Origin of the sequence: Microbacterium koreense, from assembly GCF_042677105.1 — a bacterium.
Taxonomy (GTDB): domain Bacteria; phylum Actinomycetota; class Actinomycetes; order Actinomycetales; family Microbacteriaceae; genus Microbacterium; species Microbacterium koreense.
Window position 1 is genome coordinate 1,107,274 of sequence record NZ_JBHTIM010000001.1, and the last position, 16,871, is coordinate 1,124,144.

The 16,871-nt window shown below is 66.9% G+C and carries 13 protein-coding genes; 9 read left to right on the forward strand and 4 right to left on the reverse strand.

The window, feature by feature from the left end:
• Window positions 1–191: 191 nt before the first annotated feature.
• Complete coding sequence (locus tag ACFQZV_RS05145; RefSeq protein WP_378751150.1) at window positions 192–860, reverse strand: YqaJ viral recombinase family protein; 669 nt, start codon at window positions 858–860, stop codon at window positions 192–194.
• A gap of 298 nt (window positions 861–1,158) precedes the next feature.
• Here ACFQZV_RS05145 and rplJ point away from each other — a divergent pair, with 298 nt between their 5' ends.
• Together rplJ and rplL are read left to right on the forward strand one after the other, a co-directional pair.
• Window positions 1,159–1,674 (forward strand): 50S ribosomal protein L10, encoded by a 516-nt coding sequence (gene rplJ, locus ACFQZV_RS05150; protein WP_378751148.1) that lies wholly within the window; start codon window positions 1,159–1,161, stop codon window positions 1,672–1,674.
• A 44-nt stretch (window positions 1,675–1,718) separates the two neighbouring features.
• Entirely contained in the window at window positions 1,719–2,111 is a 393-nt protein-coding gene (gene rplL / locus ACFQZV_RS05155) for a 50S ribosomal protein L7/L12 (RefSeq protein ID WP_378751146.1), read from the forward strand.
• A 77-nt stretch (window positions 2,112–2,188) separates the two neighbouring features.
• On the opposite strand, the gene ACFQZV_RS05160 is transcribed toward rplL, so the two are convergent.
• Both ACFQZV_RS05160 and ACFQZV_RS05165 read right to left on the reverse strand, forming a co-directional pair.
• Entirely contained in the window at window positions 2,189–5,191 is a 3,003-nt protein-coding gene (locus tag ACFQZV_RS05160) for an alpha-mannosidase (RefSeq protein WP_378751144.1), read from the reverse strand.
• The gene (locus ACFQZV_RS05165; protein ID WP_378751142.1) at window positions 5,181–6,227 is read right to left on the reverse strand and encodes a LacI family DNA-binding transcriptional regulator; all 1,047 of its coding nucleotides are present in this window, start codon (window positions 6,225–6,227) and stop codon (window positions 5,181–5,183) included. Before ACFQZV_RS05165 ends, ACFQZV_RS05160 begins: the two co-directional genes overlap by 11 nt.
• A gap of 216 nt (window positions 6,228–6,443) precedes the next feature.
• On the opposite strand from ACFQZV_RS05165, the gene ACFQZV_RS05170 reads away from it, so the two are divergent.
• The 4 genes from ACFQZV_RS05170 (at window position 6,444) to ACFQZV_RS05185 (ending at window position 12,324) form a co-directional block, all read left to right on the forward strand.
• Complete coding sequence (locus tag ACFQZV_RS05170) at window positions 6,444–7,808, forward strand: ABC transporter substrate-binding protein (RefSeq protein ID WP_378751140.1); 1,365 nt, start codon at window positions 6,444–6,446, stop codon at window positions 7,806–7,808.
• Window positions 7,809–7,932: 124 nt separating this feature from the next.
• A complete protein-coding gene (locus tag ACFQZV_RS05175) occupies window positions 7,933–8,913 on the forward strand; it encodes a carbohydrate ABC transporter permease (protein WP_378751138.1) in 981 nt (326 codons plus the stop codon).
• On the forward strand, window positions 8,913–9,851 hold the full coding sequence (locus ACFQZV_RS05180; RefSeq protein WP_378751136.1) for a carbohydrate ABC transporter permease: 939 nt from the start codon (window positions 8,913–8,915) through the stop codon (window positions 9,849–9,851). Before ACFQZV_RS05175 ends, ACFQZV_RS05180 begins: the two co-directional genes overlap by 1 nt.
• Window positions 9,852–9,930: 79 nt before the next feature.
• On the forward strand, window positions 9,931–12,324 hold the full coding sequence (locus ACFQZV_RS05185; protein ID WP_378751134.1) for an HAD-IC family P-type ATPase: 2,394 nt from the start codon (window positions 9,931–9,933) through the stop codon (window positions 12,322–12,324).
• Here the strand turns inward: ACFQZV_RS05185 and ACFQZV_RS05190 are convergent.
• Window positions 12,314–12,742: a hypothetical protein gene (locus ACFQZV_RS05190; RefSeq protein WP_378751132.1), complete on the reverse strand. Its 429-nt coding sequence runs from the start codon at window positions 12,740–12,742 to the stop codon at window positions 12,314–12,316. The genes ACFQZV_RS05185 and ACFQZV_RS05190 overlap by 11 nt on opposite strands.
• A 130-nt stretch (window positions 12,743–12,872) precedes the next feature.
• On the opposite strand from ACFQZV_RS05190, the gene ACFQZV_RS05195 reads away from it, so the two are divergent.
• The 3 genes from ACFQZV_RS05195 to ACFQZV_RS05205 all read left to right on the forward strand — a co-directional run bounded on the left by ACFQZV_RS05195 (window position 12,873) and on the right by ACFQZV_RS05205 (window position 16,857).
• Entirely contained in the window at window positions 12,873–14,210 is a 1,338-nt protein-coding gene (locus ACFQZV_RS05195) for a multidrug effflux MFS transporter (RefSeq protein WP_378751130.1), read from the forward strand.
• A gap of 64 nt (window positions 14,211–14,274) precedes the next feature.
• Window positions 14,275–14,955 carry a phosphatase PAP2 family protein gene (locus ACFQZV_RS05200; RefSeq protein WP_378751128.1) on the forward strand — a complete coding sequence of 227 codons (681 nt, stop codon included), beginning with the start codon at window positions 14,275–14,277 and terminating at the stop codon, window positions 14,953–14,955.
• Window positions 14,956–14,964: 9 nt separating this feature from the next.
• Complete coding sequence (locus tag ACFQZV_RS05205; protein ID WP_378751126.1) at window positions 14,965–16,857, forward strand: helicase HerA-like domain-containing protein; 1,893 nt, start codon at window positions 14,965–14,967, stop codon at window positions 16,855–16,857.
• The last annotated feature ends 14 nt before the right edge of the window (window positions 16,858–16,871 follow it).

A 16,871-nucleotide genomic window follows, 5' to 3' on the forward strand; every position in this document is an offset into this window, starting at 1 on the left:
CGACGACGCTGACGCGGAGAAGTTGACGAAGATCAACCATATGGTAATCGTTGACCCGCGTCAACAACACCCCCGCCCCGCCCCGCCCCGCCCCACACCCATCTCGTCGGCCCATCTGCCTCGCGTCGGCTGATCTGCTGAGCCGAGGAGCGGCAGATGAGCCGAGATAGGGGGGCGGGTGCCGGGTGGTGTCAGTCGGCGAGGGCGAGCGCCTGGAACGACCGAGGCTCAGGCGCCGGGCGCGCCGGACCACGAGACCGAAGATGGCGACGGTGGAGCTCGTCGATGAGGGCCGTCGCGAGGGTCACGAGCTTGGCGATCTCTGCCTCGTCACGATCGACCCAGGCGCAGCGCGGCTCGTCGCCGACGGGCACGAAGTCATCGTGTTGCTCCCAGGCCACGAGTGTCCGTTCGGCGCCGAGCACGTGCTGCTGCCACCACACCTGCCGCATGTAGGTGCGCGGGATGCTGCGCCAGGCCTTGTTGGTCGTCTTGATCTCAGCGAGGGTCACTCGTCCGTCGATGTCCACCGCGATCCCGTCGGGGGTCGCCAGGTGCCGCTTCTCGATCTCGGCGTGGAACAGGGCGGACGACGGAAGGATGCCGTGTGTTGCGGCGACCCATCGTGCGATCTCGGGTTCGCGCTCGCGCCCGTGCGCCGTGAAGGCGTTGCCCGAGAAGCCGGAACCCATGAGCTTCGCGTCGGCCGCGCGGAGGATCGCGCGTTCTCCGGTGAGCGTGGCGACGTCGGTTGCGGTGATGCCTCGGGATCGAGCGCGCACCCACGCCACGCGGTCCCTCGAGTCGGCAACGACCCGTGCCGTGAGCTGCGGTGAACGGGCGGCGAGTTCGGGAGACACCCTTCGACCCTACGACGCCCTGTCGACGCCCGAGGGGCGCGACGCGCACGGCGTCGGCGCCGCCCGCGTCGATTTGGTGATGCCGTGGCGTCGAGGTAATCTGATGGAGCCGAAGACCGCCGGTCATCCGCGTGCGCAAGCACAACGATCGAAGCACTGCGAATTCGCAGGGGCCCGCGCAGGTGACACGAACTTCTTGAAGCTCCGTGCGCTTGCGCCGGAGCTTTCTTCATGTCCGCGTGGATTCTGAGGCCGTCATCCGCCTCCGCGGATGATGAACGAGACACAAGGAGTGGCCATGGCGCAGAAGGACGCATCGGTCGCCGAGCTCACGAAGAACTTCGAGGACTCGACTGCCGTTCTGCTGACCGAGTACCGCGGTCTGACGGTTGCCCAGCTCAAGGAGCTGCGCAACAGCATTCGTCAGGACGCGGAATACGCCGTGGTGAAGAACACGCTGACCAAGATCGCCGCGAACAACGCCGGCGTGACGGGACTGGACGACGAACTCAAGGGTCCGTCGGCCATCGCCTTCGTGCACGGTGACCCGGTCGCCGTCGCGAAGGGTCTGCGCGCCTTCGCCAAGGCACACCCTCACCTGGTGATCAAGGGCGGATACTTCGACGGTTCCGCGCTGACCGCAGATGAGGTCAACAAGCTCGCCGACCTCGAGAGCCGTGAAGTCCTGCTGGCGAAGCTCGCCGGTGCGATGAAGGCCTCGATGACGAAGGCGGCATTCGTCTTCAACGCACTGCCGTCCAAGGCCGTTCGCACGGTCGACGCGCTGCGTGAGAAGCAGGAGTCCGCGGCCTGACATCGGGCTCCGGCGAAGAAGAACCCCACATAAGGAGAAACATCATGGCAAAGCTCAGCACTGAGGAGCTGCTCGACGCGTTCAAGGAGCTCACGCTCATCGAGCTCTCGGAGTTCGTCAAGGCGTTCGAGGAGACCTTCGACGTCACCGCTGCCGCCCCCGTCGCGGTCGCCGCTGCGGGCGCGCCCGCCGGTGGTGCCGGTGAGGCCGCCGCCGAAGAGGAGAAGGACTCGTTCGACGTCATCCTCGAGGCTGCCGGTGACAAGAAGATCCAGGTCATCAAGGTCGTCCGCGAGCTGACCTCGCTCGGTCTCGGCGACGCGAAGGCCGTCGTCGACGGTGCTCCCAAGGCTGTCCTCGAGGGCGCCAACAAGGAGACCGCCGACAAGGCCAAGGCTTCGCTCGAAGAGGCCGGCGCCACGGTCACCCTCAAGTAAGACCTGCGCAGCAGACAACGGGTCCCGGATGCCACGTGCATCCGGGACCCGTTGTGCTGTGCCCGCGAGCGGCACGGTCAGCGGCGGAGGCGGAGCGTGATCAGCCCGAAGGGTCGGTCGGTGACCGCTATCGTCCTGGCGGAGGGATCGGCCGTGACGTTCACGCCCCGCCGGAGCGGCGAGTCTTCGGTCGCGTCGATCTCATGGAGGTCGGTGACCACCGCTTCTCGCCAACCGAAGTCGGTGTGCACGACGGCTCTTGCGATGTCACCGCGCGTCTCGGACAAACGGATGATCACATCACCGCTGCCGTCTTCGGTGAGCTTGAGCGTCTCCAGCACCATGGTCGACGCTTCGACCCGTACGAGCGGCTCCACCGTCGCGCCTCCGCGCACCGCCGTGGGAGGGGCGTCGAGTGTTCGTCCGAGGCGCACCGCATCCGTCACGTCGCTCGTCGCGGCGATCGAGAACCGGAAGCGATGTTGGCCGAGATCGGCCGCGGGATCGGGGAACGACGTTCCCCGCAGCACGCTGATCCCCACGTCGACGCCCTCGTCTGCGGTGACGGCCACGCCGTAGGCGGTGTCGTTCGCGATGGCGACGCCGAAGCCCGGTTCTCCGATGTGCATCCACCGATGCTGACAGACCTCGAATCGCGCCTCATCCCACGAGGTGTTGCGATGGACGGGCCGCGCCACGTGTCCGAACTGTGTCTCGGTGGTGAAGGTATCCGCGTGCACCGCGAGAGGAAAGCCGATCTTGAGCAGCCGGTCACGCTCGCGCCAATCGACCACGAGCGTGGTCTCAAGCCGGCCCGCCGTGAGCCACCATTCCTGCGTGAACGTCGAGGCGCCCGCCCGCCGCCTCACCCGTACGATCCCGTCGTCGACCGAGATCTGCGCGCCGCCGTCGGGACGGAGCGTCACATCGGCGTAGGGACGTTCGATGTCCCACGCGTCCCATCGCGCGGGGTGATCCGGGTGCAGGCGCAGATCGCCCCACCGACCACCGACTGTCACGAGCTCGCGCCCGGTGCGTCTATCCGTGAACGAGCGCACGTCGCCCGCGGAGTCGATCACAACCCGGGCGAGATGATCTTCGAGCACATGACATCCGTCGACTGCCTCGGCGTTCGCGCGTATCGCCGCGACGGGAGCGGCCACCGCTCCCGGGTCGACACCGTCTTGCGCGAAGGCGCCCGCGTTCGCGGCGAGCTCGAGGTCCCCGTCTCCGACGATCGCGCGCAACGCATCGTCGATGATCGCGGTGAGGGACGCCGAGACCTCAGCGTGCAGACGCTCGGCCTCCTCGTGCACCCACGCGATCGACGAGCCGGGCAGGATGTCGTGGAATTGCAGGAGCAACACGGTCCGCCACGCGCCGCGGAGCGCAGCCGAAGGGTACGCCGCGCCGGCGCGCACACTCGCGGTCGTCGCCCACAGTTCCGCCTCATGCAGGAGCCGCTCATTGCGGCGGTTTGCCGCTTTCGTCCGCGCCTGCGACGTCAGCGTGCCGCGGTGCAGTTCGAGCGGGATTTCACCGCTCCACACCGAGGCGTCGGGCTGCTGGGCCTCGGCCCGGGCGAAGAACACATCAGGTGACACGATCTGCACGCGGGGGAGACCCTCGAGGTCTGCGGCTCGGCGGGCCGCGGCGAGCATCCGGCGTGTGGGGCCGCCACCTCCGTCGCCGTGACCGAACAACATCAGGGACGACGTGGCATCCGCGTGCTCGGTGAACTGCCGCTCGGCGAGGTCGAGTTCGCGAGGTGTGACCTGTGCCGAATACGTGTCCGACGGCGGGAAGTGCGTGAAGATCCGTGTGCCGTCGAGCCCCCGCCACCAGAAGGTGTGATGGGGCATGCGGTTGGTGTCGTTCCACGACAACTTCTGGGTGAGGAACCAGCGCGCGCCCGCCCCCACGGCGATCTGCGGCATCCCAGCGGAGTATCCGAAGGAGTCCGGAAGCCAGACGCCGTCACAGGCGATGCCGAACTCCCGCCGGAAGTACGCGCCTCCTTCGATGAACTGACGTGCAAGCGCCTCGCCGCCCGGCATCATGGTGTCGGATTCGACCCACATGCCGCCGGTGACCACCCATCGCCCATCCGCCACGCGCTCGGCGATACGTCGGAACAGGTCGGGATAGTGCTCCTGGATCCAGTCGTACTGCTGGGCCGACGAGCAGGCGAAGACGAGGTCGGGGTCCTCGTCCATGAGATCGAGCACGTTCGCGAACGTGCGGGCACACTTGCGGACGGTTTCGCGCAGAGGCCACAGCCACGCGGAGTCGATGTGTGCGTGCCCGACAGCGGCAACGCGATGGGCGGATGCCGCAGACGGCTGCGCGAGCGCATCCGCGAGAGTGCTCCGAGCCTCCGCGGCCGTTCCGGCGACGTCGTGCGGGTCGAGGACCGTGAGCATGTCGTAGAGGGCCGCTCGAACACGGATTGAACGAGGCCGATCAGCGGGCAGGATCTCGACCAGGTCGCGCAGCATCCGCACATCGTCGAGGAGTTCCTGTGCGATCTGATCGGGATGCACCAGCCTCGCACCGCCGAAGGTGTAAAGCGGCACGTCGCCGGCGGTGGAGCGGTGGCCGAGCGGGGTCGGGGAGAAGGTCTCCTTTCGGAGGATGTCGGGGTTGGCGGCTGCCTCGACGAAGAACGCGATTTCGTCGCCGGGCCGCGCGTCCAGCCGTACGTGCGTGTTGCGCGGCTCGAGGCCCTTCAAGATCCGCCCGTCGGTGGCGTACGCGAGTCCTTCGGCCTGAAAGCCCGGCCACGCGCCGTCGAAACCCAGATCGATATGGGCTTCGACCTGGCCGCGCGGCCAATCGTGTGGGACCCGTCCCGTCACGCGGATCCAGGCCGTCGACCACGGGGGACCCCACCGATCGCCCGGGATCAGCCGTCGATACCCCGTATCGGGGAGGTCGGCGAACGGGACGGGTTCGCCGGGCAGCGCCAGGATCCACGTCGTCATGTCGACGCTGCGTGCCGTGACCGCCGGCTCGATCCATTCGCTGAGCGCGCGGTCGACCCGCGCCGTGACGCGGCCCGGCTCGAGGTCACGGCCCATGTGACCCGTCCCGGGTGCCGGGCGCTGCGACGGAGGCGTCGAGCGCGAGGGTGGAGCTGCGCACGATGAGTCGAGCCTTGAGAGAGGTCGTCGAGGGAGCGAGGGAGGGGTCCTCTATGCGTGCCAGAAGCAGATCGACGGCCGCGCGCCCCTGGGCGCGAGGCTTCTGCGAAAGGGTGGTCAGCGAGAACATCTCGGCATACTCGTGGTCGTCTATGCCGGTCACGCTGACATGGCCGGGTACGAGAAGTCCGAGCCGTCGGGCGGCGATGATCGCTCCGATCGCGACCTCATCGCAGACCCCGACGATGCCGGTCGGGCGATCCTGCGAACCGAGGGCGTCCACGGCAGCCGCGTACCCACCGGGCACCGTCGAGGGCGCGGGGACGTGACGCACAGAAGCGCCCAGCCCCGCTGCGGTCATTGCACGGGTGTAGCCCGTGAAGCGGTCGCGGTGCACGTTCGCGGCGCCGGGATCGCGCGCCTCGCCTCCGAGGAACACGACCTCTCGGTGCCCGAGGGCCAGAAGGTGTTCGGTGGCACGCATTGCCGCATGGGTGTCATCGATGGCGACGAGGCTTGAACCGGGGGTGGTCCCGACCACCCCCACGATCGGTGCATCGATCTGCCGCAGGCGCTCCCATTCGGGGTCGGACGACTCGATGCCGATGGCGATGAGGCCGTCCATCCGTTTTCGACGCATGAAGTCGCGGAAGATACGTTCGCGCGCCGGCGTGCCGGGCAGCGCGCAATAGAGCATCAGATCGAGGCCGTGCTTGACGAGCGCCGCCTGCACGCCTTCGAGCACTTGCGAGAAGAACCATCGGCTCACGGTCGGCATGAGCACACCGATCCGCCGCGTTCGCCCGGTCGCCAGCCCGACAGCTGCCGTCGACGGCGCGTATTGGAGCGACTCCGCTGCCTCGACGACACGCTTCCTCGTGGCTTCGGCGACGTGATCGCGACCGCTGAGGGCTCGGCTCGCCGTCGCTTTCGACACGCCCGCGAGTTCGGCGACGTCGGCGATCCGCACCATGGAGTTCCTCCTCGAACACGTCGACCATACCCTCATCATCCCGCGGAATGTAACCGGTTCCAGGCGCAGAGGTCTTGCCGATTCGTCAGGTTCACGCCGTCAGTTCGTCATCATTGTGCAACCGGTACGGATCACATACCTTTTACTGGAAGCGGTTGCGGATCGACCACATGCCGGTCCAGAACTGTCCTTGCATCACTCGAAGAGGAGGATCACATGAAGAGCATGCGCCGAGGCAAGTTCGTTGTCTCGCTTGCGGCCATCGGGGTCGCCGGGCTTGCCCTCGCCGGTTGTACCGGCGGTGGCGGTGACAGCGGGGGCGGTGGCGGAGACGCCTCTGACGTCGACTGCACCGAGTACGAGCAGTACGGCACCTTCGACGGCGAGAGCGTCGAGTTGTACACCACCATTCAGGGCGTCGAACTCGACCAGATGGTCGAGACGTTCTACGACTTCGAGGCCTGCACGGGCATCTTCGTCGACGTCGTGGGAACGCAGGAGGCCGAGACGCAGATCAACGTCCGCGCGGCGGCCGGCGACGCCCCCGAACTCATGATCATCCCGCAGCCCGGTCTGCTGAACCGTCTGTACGACGACGGATACGTCATCCCGGCATCTGCGGATGTCGAAGCCAACGTCGACGAGTTCTGGTCCGAGTCGTGGAAGGGGTACGGAACCATCGACGAGACCTTCGTCGCCGCGCCGCTGATGGCCAGTGTCAAGGGGTGGGTGTGGTACTCACCCGCTGACTTCGAGGCGCGTGGCGTCGACGTTCCCGAGACGTGGGACGACCTGCTCGAACTCACGGCCACGCTCGCCGAGGACGACTCGGCGACGTATCGTCCGTGGTGCGTCGGATTCGGTTCCGGTGATGCAACCGGCTGGCCGGGCACCGACTGGGTCGAGGACCTGGTGTTGCGAACGGCAGGCCCGGATGTCTACGACCAGTGGGTGACCGGAGAGGTCGAGTTCTCCGACCCTCAGATCCGCGAAGCGTTCGAAGAGGTCGAGAAGATCCTCCTCAACCCCGACTACGTCAACGGCGGATTCGGTGGCGTCGAGTCGATCGTCTCGACGACGTTCAACGACGGCGGTCTGCCCATCCTCGATGGCAACTGCTCGATGCACCACCAGGCGTCCTTCTACGAGGCGCAGTGGCCCGAGGGCACCGTCGTGGCGCCGGACGGCGACATCTGGGCGTTCCTGACGCCGAAGGTCGACCCGAACTCCGGCGACGCGGTCACCGGTGGCGGCGAGTTCGTCGCCAAGTTCGTCGACTCCCCGGCGGCAGACGCCGTCCAGCAGTACCTCTCCAGCGACACCTGGGCGAACGCCCGTGTCTCGCTCGGCGGAGTGATCAGCGCGAACAAGGGTCTCGACCCGGCCAACGCCCAGAGTGATCTGGGACGCGCGGCCATCGAGATCCTCCAGGGCGAGGACACCGTCTTCCGCTTCGACGGTTCGGACCTGATGCCCGCCGCGGTCGGTACCAGTTCGTTCTGGACCGGCATGAACGACTGGGTCGTCGGCACCGTCAATACCGACGAGCTGCTCTCGTTCATCGACAGCACCTGGCCGTGATAGAGCGCCCGGTGTCCGCCACCTCCCGGGGTGGTGGGCACCGGGCGATCCCGACTCGCATCCGCGACTATCTCAATGGGGGGATTCGTGTTCGCAACAATCATTCGCGAGAGAGGGCTGACCGGTGAGAGATGACTTCTGGGGGTCCTTCGGTGACAAGGCCGTCGTTCTGGTCGTCGGTCTCGTGGCTTTCGCCGCCGTCGTCGGCCTCGTGCTTTTTCTGGCCGACAAGGCGCCGAAGAAGGGGCGCGACGTCGTCCAACTGATCGCCTTCCTCGCGCCGGCGGTCATCCTGCTGCTCGTCGGGCTTGTGTACCCCGCCATCCGCACCGGCTACCTCGCCTTCACCGACCGGCGCGGTGAGTGGGTCGGCATCGACAATTTCGTCTGGACGTTCACACAGCCGGGCACTCTGATCGTCCTCGGGAACACCCTGTTGTGGGTTGTGCTCGTTCCCACCGTCTCGACCATCGTCGGCCTCGCCTACGCCGTCTTCATCGACAAGTCTCGCGGTGAGAAGGTGCTGAAGTCGCTGGTGTTCCTGCCGATGGCGATTTCGTTCGTCGGCGCCGGTGTCATCTGGCGATTCGTCTACGAGTACCGCGCGGAAGGGTTCGACCAGATCGGCATCCTGAATCAAGTCGTCGTGTGGTTCGGCGGTGAGCCGCAGCAATGGCTCATCAACTCGCCATGGAACAACGTCTTCCTCATCATCGTCATGATCTGGATCCAGACCGGTTTCTCGATGATCCTGCTGTCGGCGGCGATCAAGGCGGTTCCCGTCGAGCGGATCGAGGCGGCCAAACTCGACGGCGCCAACGCATGGCAGCAGTTCACGAACGTGACGATCCCCGAGATCCGCCCGACTCTCGTCGTCGTCGTGACGACCATCACGATCGCGACGCTGAAGGTCTTCGACATCGTGCGGGCGATGACCGGCGGCAACTTCAACACGAGCGTCATCGCGAACGAGATGTACACGCAGGCGTTCAACCGCGGTGAGTTCGGCCAGGGCTCGGCGCTCGCCGTGATCCTGTTCATCATGGTGCTGCCGATCGTGATCTACAACGTGAGAGTCATGCGCAAGCAGAAGGAGGTGCGCTGATGAGCATCGCACCGGTCGACCTTCCCGTCGACAAAGACCAAGACGCCTATCAAGAGGCGATGCGCGGCACGAAGTCGAGCCGCGTCAAGAAGCGCCTGACCTCCCGATGGGCGACGGCAATCGCGATCCTGATCGCCGTCGTGTGGACGATTCCGACGTTCGGGCTGTTCGTCAACTCGTTCCGTCCCGCGGACGACATCCGCTCGACCGGATGGTGGACGATCTTCACGAACCCGTCGTTCAGCCTCGAGAACTACCAGGAGGTGCTGTTCTCCACGGGAGCATCGAGCGCGAACCTCGGATCGTACTTCGTCAACTCGTTCATCATCGCCATCCCCGCGGCCATTTTCCCGATCGTCCTGGGCAGCATGGCGGCGTACGCGCTCGCGTGGATTCCGTTCCGGGGGGCCGGGTGGATCTTCATCGCGATCTTCGCGCTGCAGATCGTGCCGTTGCAGATGGCGCTCATCCCGCTCCTGCAGATCTTCAATCAGGTCCTGGGCATCAGCGGAACGTTCCCCGCGGTGTGGGTCGCCCACACCATCTTCGGTTTGCCGCTCATGGTGTTCTTGCTACACAACTTCATCTCGCAGATCCCGGCCGATGTGCTCGAGGCGGCGCGGGTGGATGGGGCCAACCACACCCAGATCTTCTTCCGCATCATCTTGCCGTTGTCGGTCCCGGCGCTGGCGAGCATGCTGATCTTCCAGTTCTTGTGGGTGTGGAACGACCTGCTGGTCGCGCTGGTGTTCTCGGGAGGCACGGCGGATGTGGCGCCGCTGACCCAGCGACTGGCGGAGATGGTCGGAAACTTCGGGCGAAACACGCACCTGCTTCCCGCCGGCGCGTTCGTGTCGATCATCGTGCCGCTCATCGTGTTCTTCGCGTTGCAGCGTTACTTCGTTCGGGGACTGCTTGCGGGGTCGACCAAGGGTTGACTCCAGCGGGGCGAAGCGGGACGACCTCCGGGGGCCGGTCGTCCCGCTTCCACGCGTCCGCTTTCACTAGGGTGGCTCCATGGGCGCCCCCGGATTGACGACCGAGCAAGTCACCGAACGTGTCGCCGAAGGCCGCACCAACGCGTTCACCGCAGATGCCAGTCGCAGCGTGTGGACCATCATCCGCGCGAACGTCTTCACGTTGTTCAACGGGATCGTCTTCGCGTGCTTCTTCGTCCTGCTCGTGCTGGGACGGTGGCAGGACGCGATCTTCGGCCTCGCGGCCTTCGCCAATTCGATCATCGGAAGTTGGCAGGAGTTCCGCGCGAAGATCGCACTGGACAGGTTGGCCCTGCTCAACACGGCTCCCGCACGGGTACGGCGTGATGCCGAAGAGGCAGAGGTTCCGCCGAGCGACGTCGTCCTCGACGACGTGCTCGTGCTACGCGCGGGCGACCAGATCCCGGCGGACGCCGAGATCCTTGATTCGCGGGGTCTGCAGGTCGATGAGTCGATGCTGACCGGAGAATCGGATGCGGTGGACAAGCGTCCGGGCGATGAGGTGCTGTCCGGCTCGATCGTCGTCGCCGGAGAAGGCGACGCACGGGTGTCCCGGGTCGGGGCGGACTCGTACGCCAATCGGTTCGCAGGCGAGGCGAAGCGCTTCTCGCTGGTGTCCAGCGAGCTGCGCACATCGATCAATCGCGTGTTGACGTGGGTCGGGTGGGGGATCGGACCGATCGGGCTTCTCGTCCTCAACGCGCAGATGATGGTCGCCGGAGGCTGGGCCACGGCGATCCAGTCGGGCACGTGGGTGCAGGCGGTCGTCAACACCATCGCATCGCTCACCGCGATGATCCCCCTGGGGCTCGTGCTGATGACGAGTATCGCGTTCGCCGTCGGTGCGGCGAAGCTCGCCGGAAAGCAGGTGCTCGTCAACGAACTCCCCGCAGTGGAAGGTCTCGCCCGAGTCGACGTCGTCTGTCTCGACAAGACGGGAACGCTGACGATGGGTGACATCGCATTCGATGCCGTGCATCCCCTCGATGCGCCGCAGGGATGGGAGAGTGTCCTCGCCTGGTACGGCGCTGCGCCGGATGCGAACGCGACGGCCCGTTGCTTGCGCGAGCCGTATCCGCTCGAAGTGCCCGTGCAGGCGGTGGCCGACATCCCGTTCTCCTCCAAGCGCAAGTGGAGCGCGGTGTCGTTGCCGTCGCCGGCCGGGACGTGGGTGCTCGGTGCTCCCGAGATGGTCTTCGGGGATGCCGCGACGACCCAGGACACCGCGCTCGGACGCACGGTCACGCAGCTGGCGGCGAGCGGGCGGCGCACGCTCGTGCTCGGGTATTCGCCGGCAGCGCTCACAGCCGGGCAGGTCGAGGACGAGCTGCTGCCCGAGAAGGTCACGCCCGCGGTCGTTCTCACCTTCCGCGAGCAGGTGCGCCCCGACGCGCGCCAGACGCTCGACTACTTCCACCGGCAGGGCGTCGGCGTGCGGATCATCTCGGGCGACAACCCGAGCACGGTGGCCGCGATCGCCCGCGAGGTAGGGCTCGAGGTCGCCGAGGGGTACGACGCGCGTCACCTGCCCACCGACGAGGCCGAACTCGGCCGCGCGCTCGAAGAGCACCAGGTGTTCGGGCGCGTCACGCCCGAACAGAAGAAGGGGATGGTCACGGCTCTGCAGGCGCGGGGGCACACCGTCGCGATGACCGGCGACGGAGTCAACGACGCCCTCGCGATCAAGACGGCCGATATCGGAATCGCGATGAACTCGGGTTCGCCTGCGACGAAGGCAGTCGCGAGACTCGTTCTGCTCGACGGGAAGTTCTCGCACCTCCCCGACGTCGTCGCCGAGGGAAGGCAGGTCATCGCGAACATCGAGCGGGTCTCGATGCTGTTCCTGACCAAGACCGTTTACGCGACGGGACTGGCGATTCTCTTCGGGCTTCTGGTGATGGAGTTCCCCTTCCTCCCGCGACAGCTCTCGATCACCGACGGACTGACCATCGGCATCCCCGCGTTCTTCCTCGCCCTCATGCCGAACACGCAACGGTACGTGCCGGGGTTCTTGCGCCGCTCGCTGAGCTTCGCGATCCCATCGGGCATCATCATCGCGATATCGCTGACGCTGTACACCCGCGGCGCCATGGCGCTCGGGGCCCACGAAGACGAGCTGCGCACGGGGGCGACGATCATTCTCGCGATCGTCGGCATCTGGGTGTTGACGGTGCTGTCGCGGCCTGTGACGCGGTTCAAGGTGCTCGTGATCGGCGCGATGTTCATCGGGCTCGTCCTGGTGTTCACGATTCCGTTGGCAACGGAGTTCTTCCAACTCGTCGACCCGGGCGAGGACGTCGCGTGGCTGTTGACCGGGATCGTGATCCTCGCAATCGGCGGCATCGAGGTCGTGCGGTTCGTGCACCGTCGCTATGTCGCGAAGTCCTTGGAGGCTCCCGCGCTCACGCGGTGACGACGACGGGCTGCGTCGCGGTGAACCATCGCGAGCCCGGTGGCGCCCAGAGGACGACGACGATCGCGCTGTTGAGGATCGCCTGGACGAGCGGCGACCAGTCCCAGGCTTCGGAGGTGGCGATCGCGAGTACGTGCAGGACGACGTCGATCACGAGATAGATCGTCACGAGGAGGCGAGCGAATCGGCTGCCGCGCGAGAGTCCCGAGGCCAACGCGATCGTCAGAAGACCCAACAGAATCGTGGCGGCACCCACGAGGGATACCGAAAGGACGTCGTCGTCGGGGACCTGGTATCGGCTGAGCAACACGATGATCCCGGTTGCCACGCTGGAGAGCGCGGTCAGATAGATCAATACGATCGCCACCGTGACGATGATCGGTCGTCGGGGAGTGGGGGCGTCCGTCGGGTCGGTCACGCGACCAGGCTACCGCCCGCCCCGGTGACGGTGTCCGATAGCATCGAAAGGTCGAATCGATTCGACCCTGTCGCCTCGTCCGTTTCCTCCGCCGACGCCGCGCGCCGCCCCGCCTCGAAACGAAGATTCCTTGCTCGATACCGCCTCTGTTCCCGTCGCCACGTCCTCCACATCCGCGCACCGCACCACAACCGGCGCAATCCGCACGCTCGGGTCCAATCCGGCCACCGCGCCGATCGTCCTTCACCCCGGCGACGCGATTCCGACCCGGCGCAGGGTGCTCTACATCATCCTGCTCGGGGCGCTGACGGCGCTCGGTCCTTTCACGATCGACCTCTACCTGCCTGCGTTCCCGGTGCTCGAGGCCGACTTCCAGACCTCGGCGGCGGCCATCCAGCTCACCCTCACGGGGACCATGATCGGGTTCGCCCTCGGGCAGCTGATCGTCGGTCCCCTCAGCGACAAGGTCGGCCGACGGAGGCCGCTGCTGACCGTCACCGCCATCCACGTGTTCGCCAGTGTCGCCGCCGCCCTCGCTCCGACTCTCGAACTGCTCTCCGCCGCGCGCGTCTTGCAGGGAGCCGGAGCGGCTGCGGGTGGCGTCGTCGCCGCGGCGGTCGTCCGAGACCTCTTCGGTGGGCGCCGGCTCGTCGTGATGCTGTCGCGCCTCGCACTCGTCACCGGGGTCGCTCCCGTCCTGGCCCCGCTCGTCGGATCGGCTCTCTTGCTGGTGATGCCGTGGCGCGGCATCTTCGTCGTTCTCGCTGTCTACGGCGTCGTGATGCTCATCGCGGCATCCGTGTACATCCCCGAGACCTTGCCGCCGGCGCGTCGCGGTGAGAAGGGGAGTACCACCGTTTGGCAGCGCTACCGCAGTGTTCTCACCGACCGCGTGTTCCTCGGCGTGCTGGTCATCGGGGGGATGACCTTCAGCGGGCTGTTCTCGTACCTGTCGGCGTCGTCGTTCCTCTTCCAGTTGACGTACGGGTTCGATGCTCAGCAGTACGGCCTGCTGTTCGCTGCCAACTCGCTCGGCGTGGTGTTGGGGGTGCAGGTTGCGGCCCGACTCGCTGCCCGTTTCGGTCCGCAGTGGGTGCTCGCATACTCGACCGCGGTGCTCCTGGTCTCAGGCGCCACGATCATCGTGTTCGACATGCTCGGATTCGGGTTATGGGGTGTCGTCGCGCCCTTGTTCGTCTTCATGACCGCATGCGGTTTCACGATGCCGTGCGTGCAGGTGCTCGCGCTGGACCGGCACGGCAAGGCGGCGGGAACCGCACAGTCGATCCTCGGCGCGGCCAACTTCGGCGTCGCCGGGATCATCTCGCCGCTCGTCGGCTGGCTCTCGGTCGGGTCGGGCATCACCGCGACCACGATGGCGGCGGTGATGGTCGGATGCGCGGTGATCGGCATCCTCGCCCTGTGGATCCTCGTTCGGCCTCGCACCGTGGAGCGACTGGCGCCCTGATCGCGTCGGCGTTCGCCGCAGCGCGCGGTCGTTGGGCAGCCGCGTGACTGGGCACAATGGGACGATGAGCGACACACCGAAGAAGGCGGATGCCGCAGCGCTGCGGGTCGTTCCTCTGGTCGTCACCGGGGGAGTTCTCCTGCTCCTCGCGGCGGGACTCGGACTGTGGCTGTTCGTGCGGGGTGATCAGCCGTTCGCGATCGACGTGTGGTGGAACTCGCTTCTCGTCGATGCATGGTTTCCTGCGCTGCAGGCGATCTCGCTGGCGATGAACTTCCTCGGTGGAGGATGGTTCGCCGTTCTCGTCGTCCCCATCGGTGGTGCGATCATCCTCATCCTCCTTCGCAAACCCTGGTCGGCCGCCTATTACATCGCGGCCCAGGCCGTGTCGGCGGGCGTCGTGCAGATCCTCAAGCACACGTTCGGGCGGGCGCGGCCCGAAGAGATCGCGATCCTGTCGGATTACGGTTCATTCCCGTCGGGGCATGTGGCGGGCGCGGCAACCTTGGCCACCGCGCTGTTCGTGCTGGTGCCACGGGTCGGGATGATCGTCGTCGGTGCCGCCTGGGTGTTCCTCATGGCGTTCAGCCGGACGTATCTCCATGCGCATTGGCTGAGCGACACGCTCGGCGGCGCGCTGGTCGGAGTCGGTGCGGCGCTCGTCGTCGCGGCGGTGTTCGTTCGCCCGCTGGAGCGGGAACGCCGGGTGTCGCCGCGCGGCCACGCAGCCGACGGCGATCGCTAGGCTGACCGCATGACCGACGAGGATCACGCATCCGCCGACGCAGAACTCGCCCGCCTGCGGGCGGAAGCCGCCGCCGCCGAGGCGGAAGCGAAGGCGGCGAAGGCCCGCGCGGCGCTCGCCGCCGCCGAAGCGGATGCCGCGAAAGCACGAGCGGGGATGCCCGCACCGGAAACCGCGACGCCGCACGATGCCACGGGCCCGGCACAGGCTGTCGTCGCGGCAGCGGCCGACCCCGAGACCCCTGCCGCCACCCCTGAGAAGGCCGCGATCGTCCACGAGGAACCCCTCGGCGCGGATGACGTCGCCGCGATCGTCTCGGGATACACATTCGACGTGCCCACGCTCGACCTGGGCGCGTTGGTGAACACCGAGGCGGTGCCTCAGGCGCAGATCCGCATTCCGCTGGCGATGATGAACCGCCACGGCCTGGTCGCGGGCGCCACCGGAACCGGCAAGACCCGCACCCTCCAGGGGCTCGCCGAACAACTGGCAGCCCAGGGCGTGCCGGTCTTCGCCGCCGACATCAAGGGCGACCTCTCCGGCGTCGCGACACCGGGCGAGCCGAGCGAGAAGCTCCTCGCCCGTACGCGGGCGATCGGCCAGGAGTGGAAGCCGGCGGCATCCGTCACCGAGTACTTCGCGCTCGGCGGCGTCGGCGCAGGGGTCCCGGTACGAGCCACCGTCAGCGGGTTCGGTCCGTTGCTGCTCGGCAAGGTGCTGGGGCTCAACCAAACGCAGGAGTCGAGCCTGGCCCTCGTCTTCCACTATGCCGACGCCAACGGTCTTGCGCTCGTCGACCTGGCGGACCTGCGCGCAGTGCTGACCTACCTGATCAGCGACGAGGGCAAGGCGGAACTGACACAGCTCGGCGGATTGTCCGCGTCGACCGCGGGCGTGATCCTGCGCGAGCTCATCCGCTTCGCCGACGACGGTGCCGACGTGTTCTTCGGCGAACCTGAGTTCGACGTGCGCGATTTCCTGCGCGTCGCCCCCGACGGACGCGGCATCATCAGTCTGCTGGAAGTGCCGGGTGTCATCGACAAACCGGCCCTCTTCTCGACCTTCTTGATGTATCTTCTCGCCGAACTGTTCGAGATCCTTCCCGAGGTCGGCGACCCCGACAAACCGAAACTCGTCTTCTTCTTCGACGAGGCTCACCTGCTGTTCCGCGACGCCTCGAAGGACTTCCTCGCGTCGATCGTCCAGACCGTGAGGCTCATCCGCTCGAAGGGTGTCGGGGTGTTCTTCGTGACTCAGACCCCGAAGGACGTGCCCTCCGAGGTCCTCGGCCAGCTCGGATCGCGTGTCCAGCACGCGTTGCGTGCCTTCACGCCGGATGACGCCAAGGCCCTCCGGGCGACGGTGAGCACGTACCCGACGTCGGGGTACGACCTCGAGCGCACGTTGCAGGAACTCGGCACCGGTGAGGCGATCGTCACCGTGATGAGTGAAAAAGGCGCGCCGACCCCCGTCGCCTGGACGCGTCTGCGCGCGCCGCAGGGCCTGATGTCGCCGACGCCGGAGGCCGACATCGAGCGCGCTGTCGCCGCCTCGCCGCTGCTGGCGACATACGGGACACCGATCGACCGGGAGTCGGCGCGCGAGATCCTCACAGCCAAGATGACGGCGGCCGACGAAGCCGCGCGCGCCGCCGAAGCCGCCGCCGAGCAGGCGAGGATCGACGCCGAACTCGCCAAACAGCGGGCGGCGATCGACAAGGCGCAGGCCGATGCCGAGAAGAAGGCGCAGAAGGAGTACGAGCGCCTCCTCAAGAAGACCGGCGGTACGACCCGCACGCGCAGCACCCCTGCCGCGGGACTGGAGCAGATCCTCAGTTCGCGCTCGACCGAGGCGCTGCTGACCGGAGTGATCCGCGGAGTCTTCGGTATCGGCCGACGCTGACCCGACGCCTGCAC

What these genes read in the sequence shown, in the direction of transcription:
- rplJ (WP_378751148.1), top strand. Translation starts at nt 1,159, where the DNA reads ATGGCGCAGAAGGACGCATCGGTCGCCGAGCTCACGAAGAACTTCGAG.
- rplL (WP_378751146.1), top strand. Translation starts at nt 1,719, where the DNA reads ATGGCAAAGCTCAGCACTGAGGAGCTGCTCGACGCGTTCAAGGAGCTC.
- ACFQZV_RS05160 (WP_378751144.1), bottom strand. Translation starts at nt 5,191, where the DNA reads ATGGGCCGTGACCTCGAGCCGGGCCGCGTCACGGCGCGGGTCGACCGC.
- ACFQZV_RS05165 (WP_378751142.1), bottom strand. Translation starts at nt 6,227, where the DNA reads ATGGTGCGGATCGCCGACGTCGCCGAACTCGCGGGCGTGTCGAAAGCG.
- ACFQZV_RS05170 (WP_378751140.1), top strand. Translation starts at nt 6,444, where the DNA reads ATGAAGAGCATGCGCCGAGGCAAGTTCGTTGTCTCGCTTGCGGCCATC.
- ACFQZV_RS05180 (WP_378751136.1), top strand. Translation starts at nt 8,913, where the DNA reads ATGAGCATCGCACCGGTCGACCTTCCCGTCGACAAAGACCAAGACGCC.
- ACFQZV_RS05185 (WP_378751134.1), top strand. Translation starts at nt 9,931, where the DNA reads ATGGGCGCCCCCGGATTGACGACCGAGCAAGTCACCGAACGTGTCGCC.
- ACFQZV_RS05200 (WP_378751128.1), top strand. Translation starts at nt 14,275, where the DNA reads ATGAGCGACACACCGAAGAAGGCGGATGCCGCAGCGCTGCGGGTCGTT.
- ACFQZV_RS05205 (WP_378751126.1), top strand. Translation starts at nt 14,965, where the DNA reads ATGACCGACGAGGATCACGCATCCGCCGACGCAGAACTCGCCCGCCTG.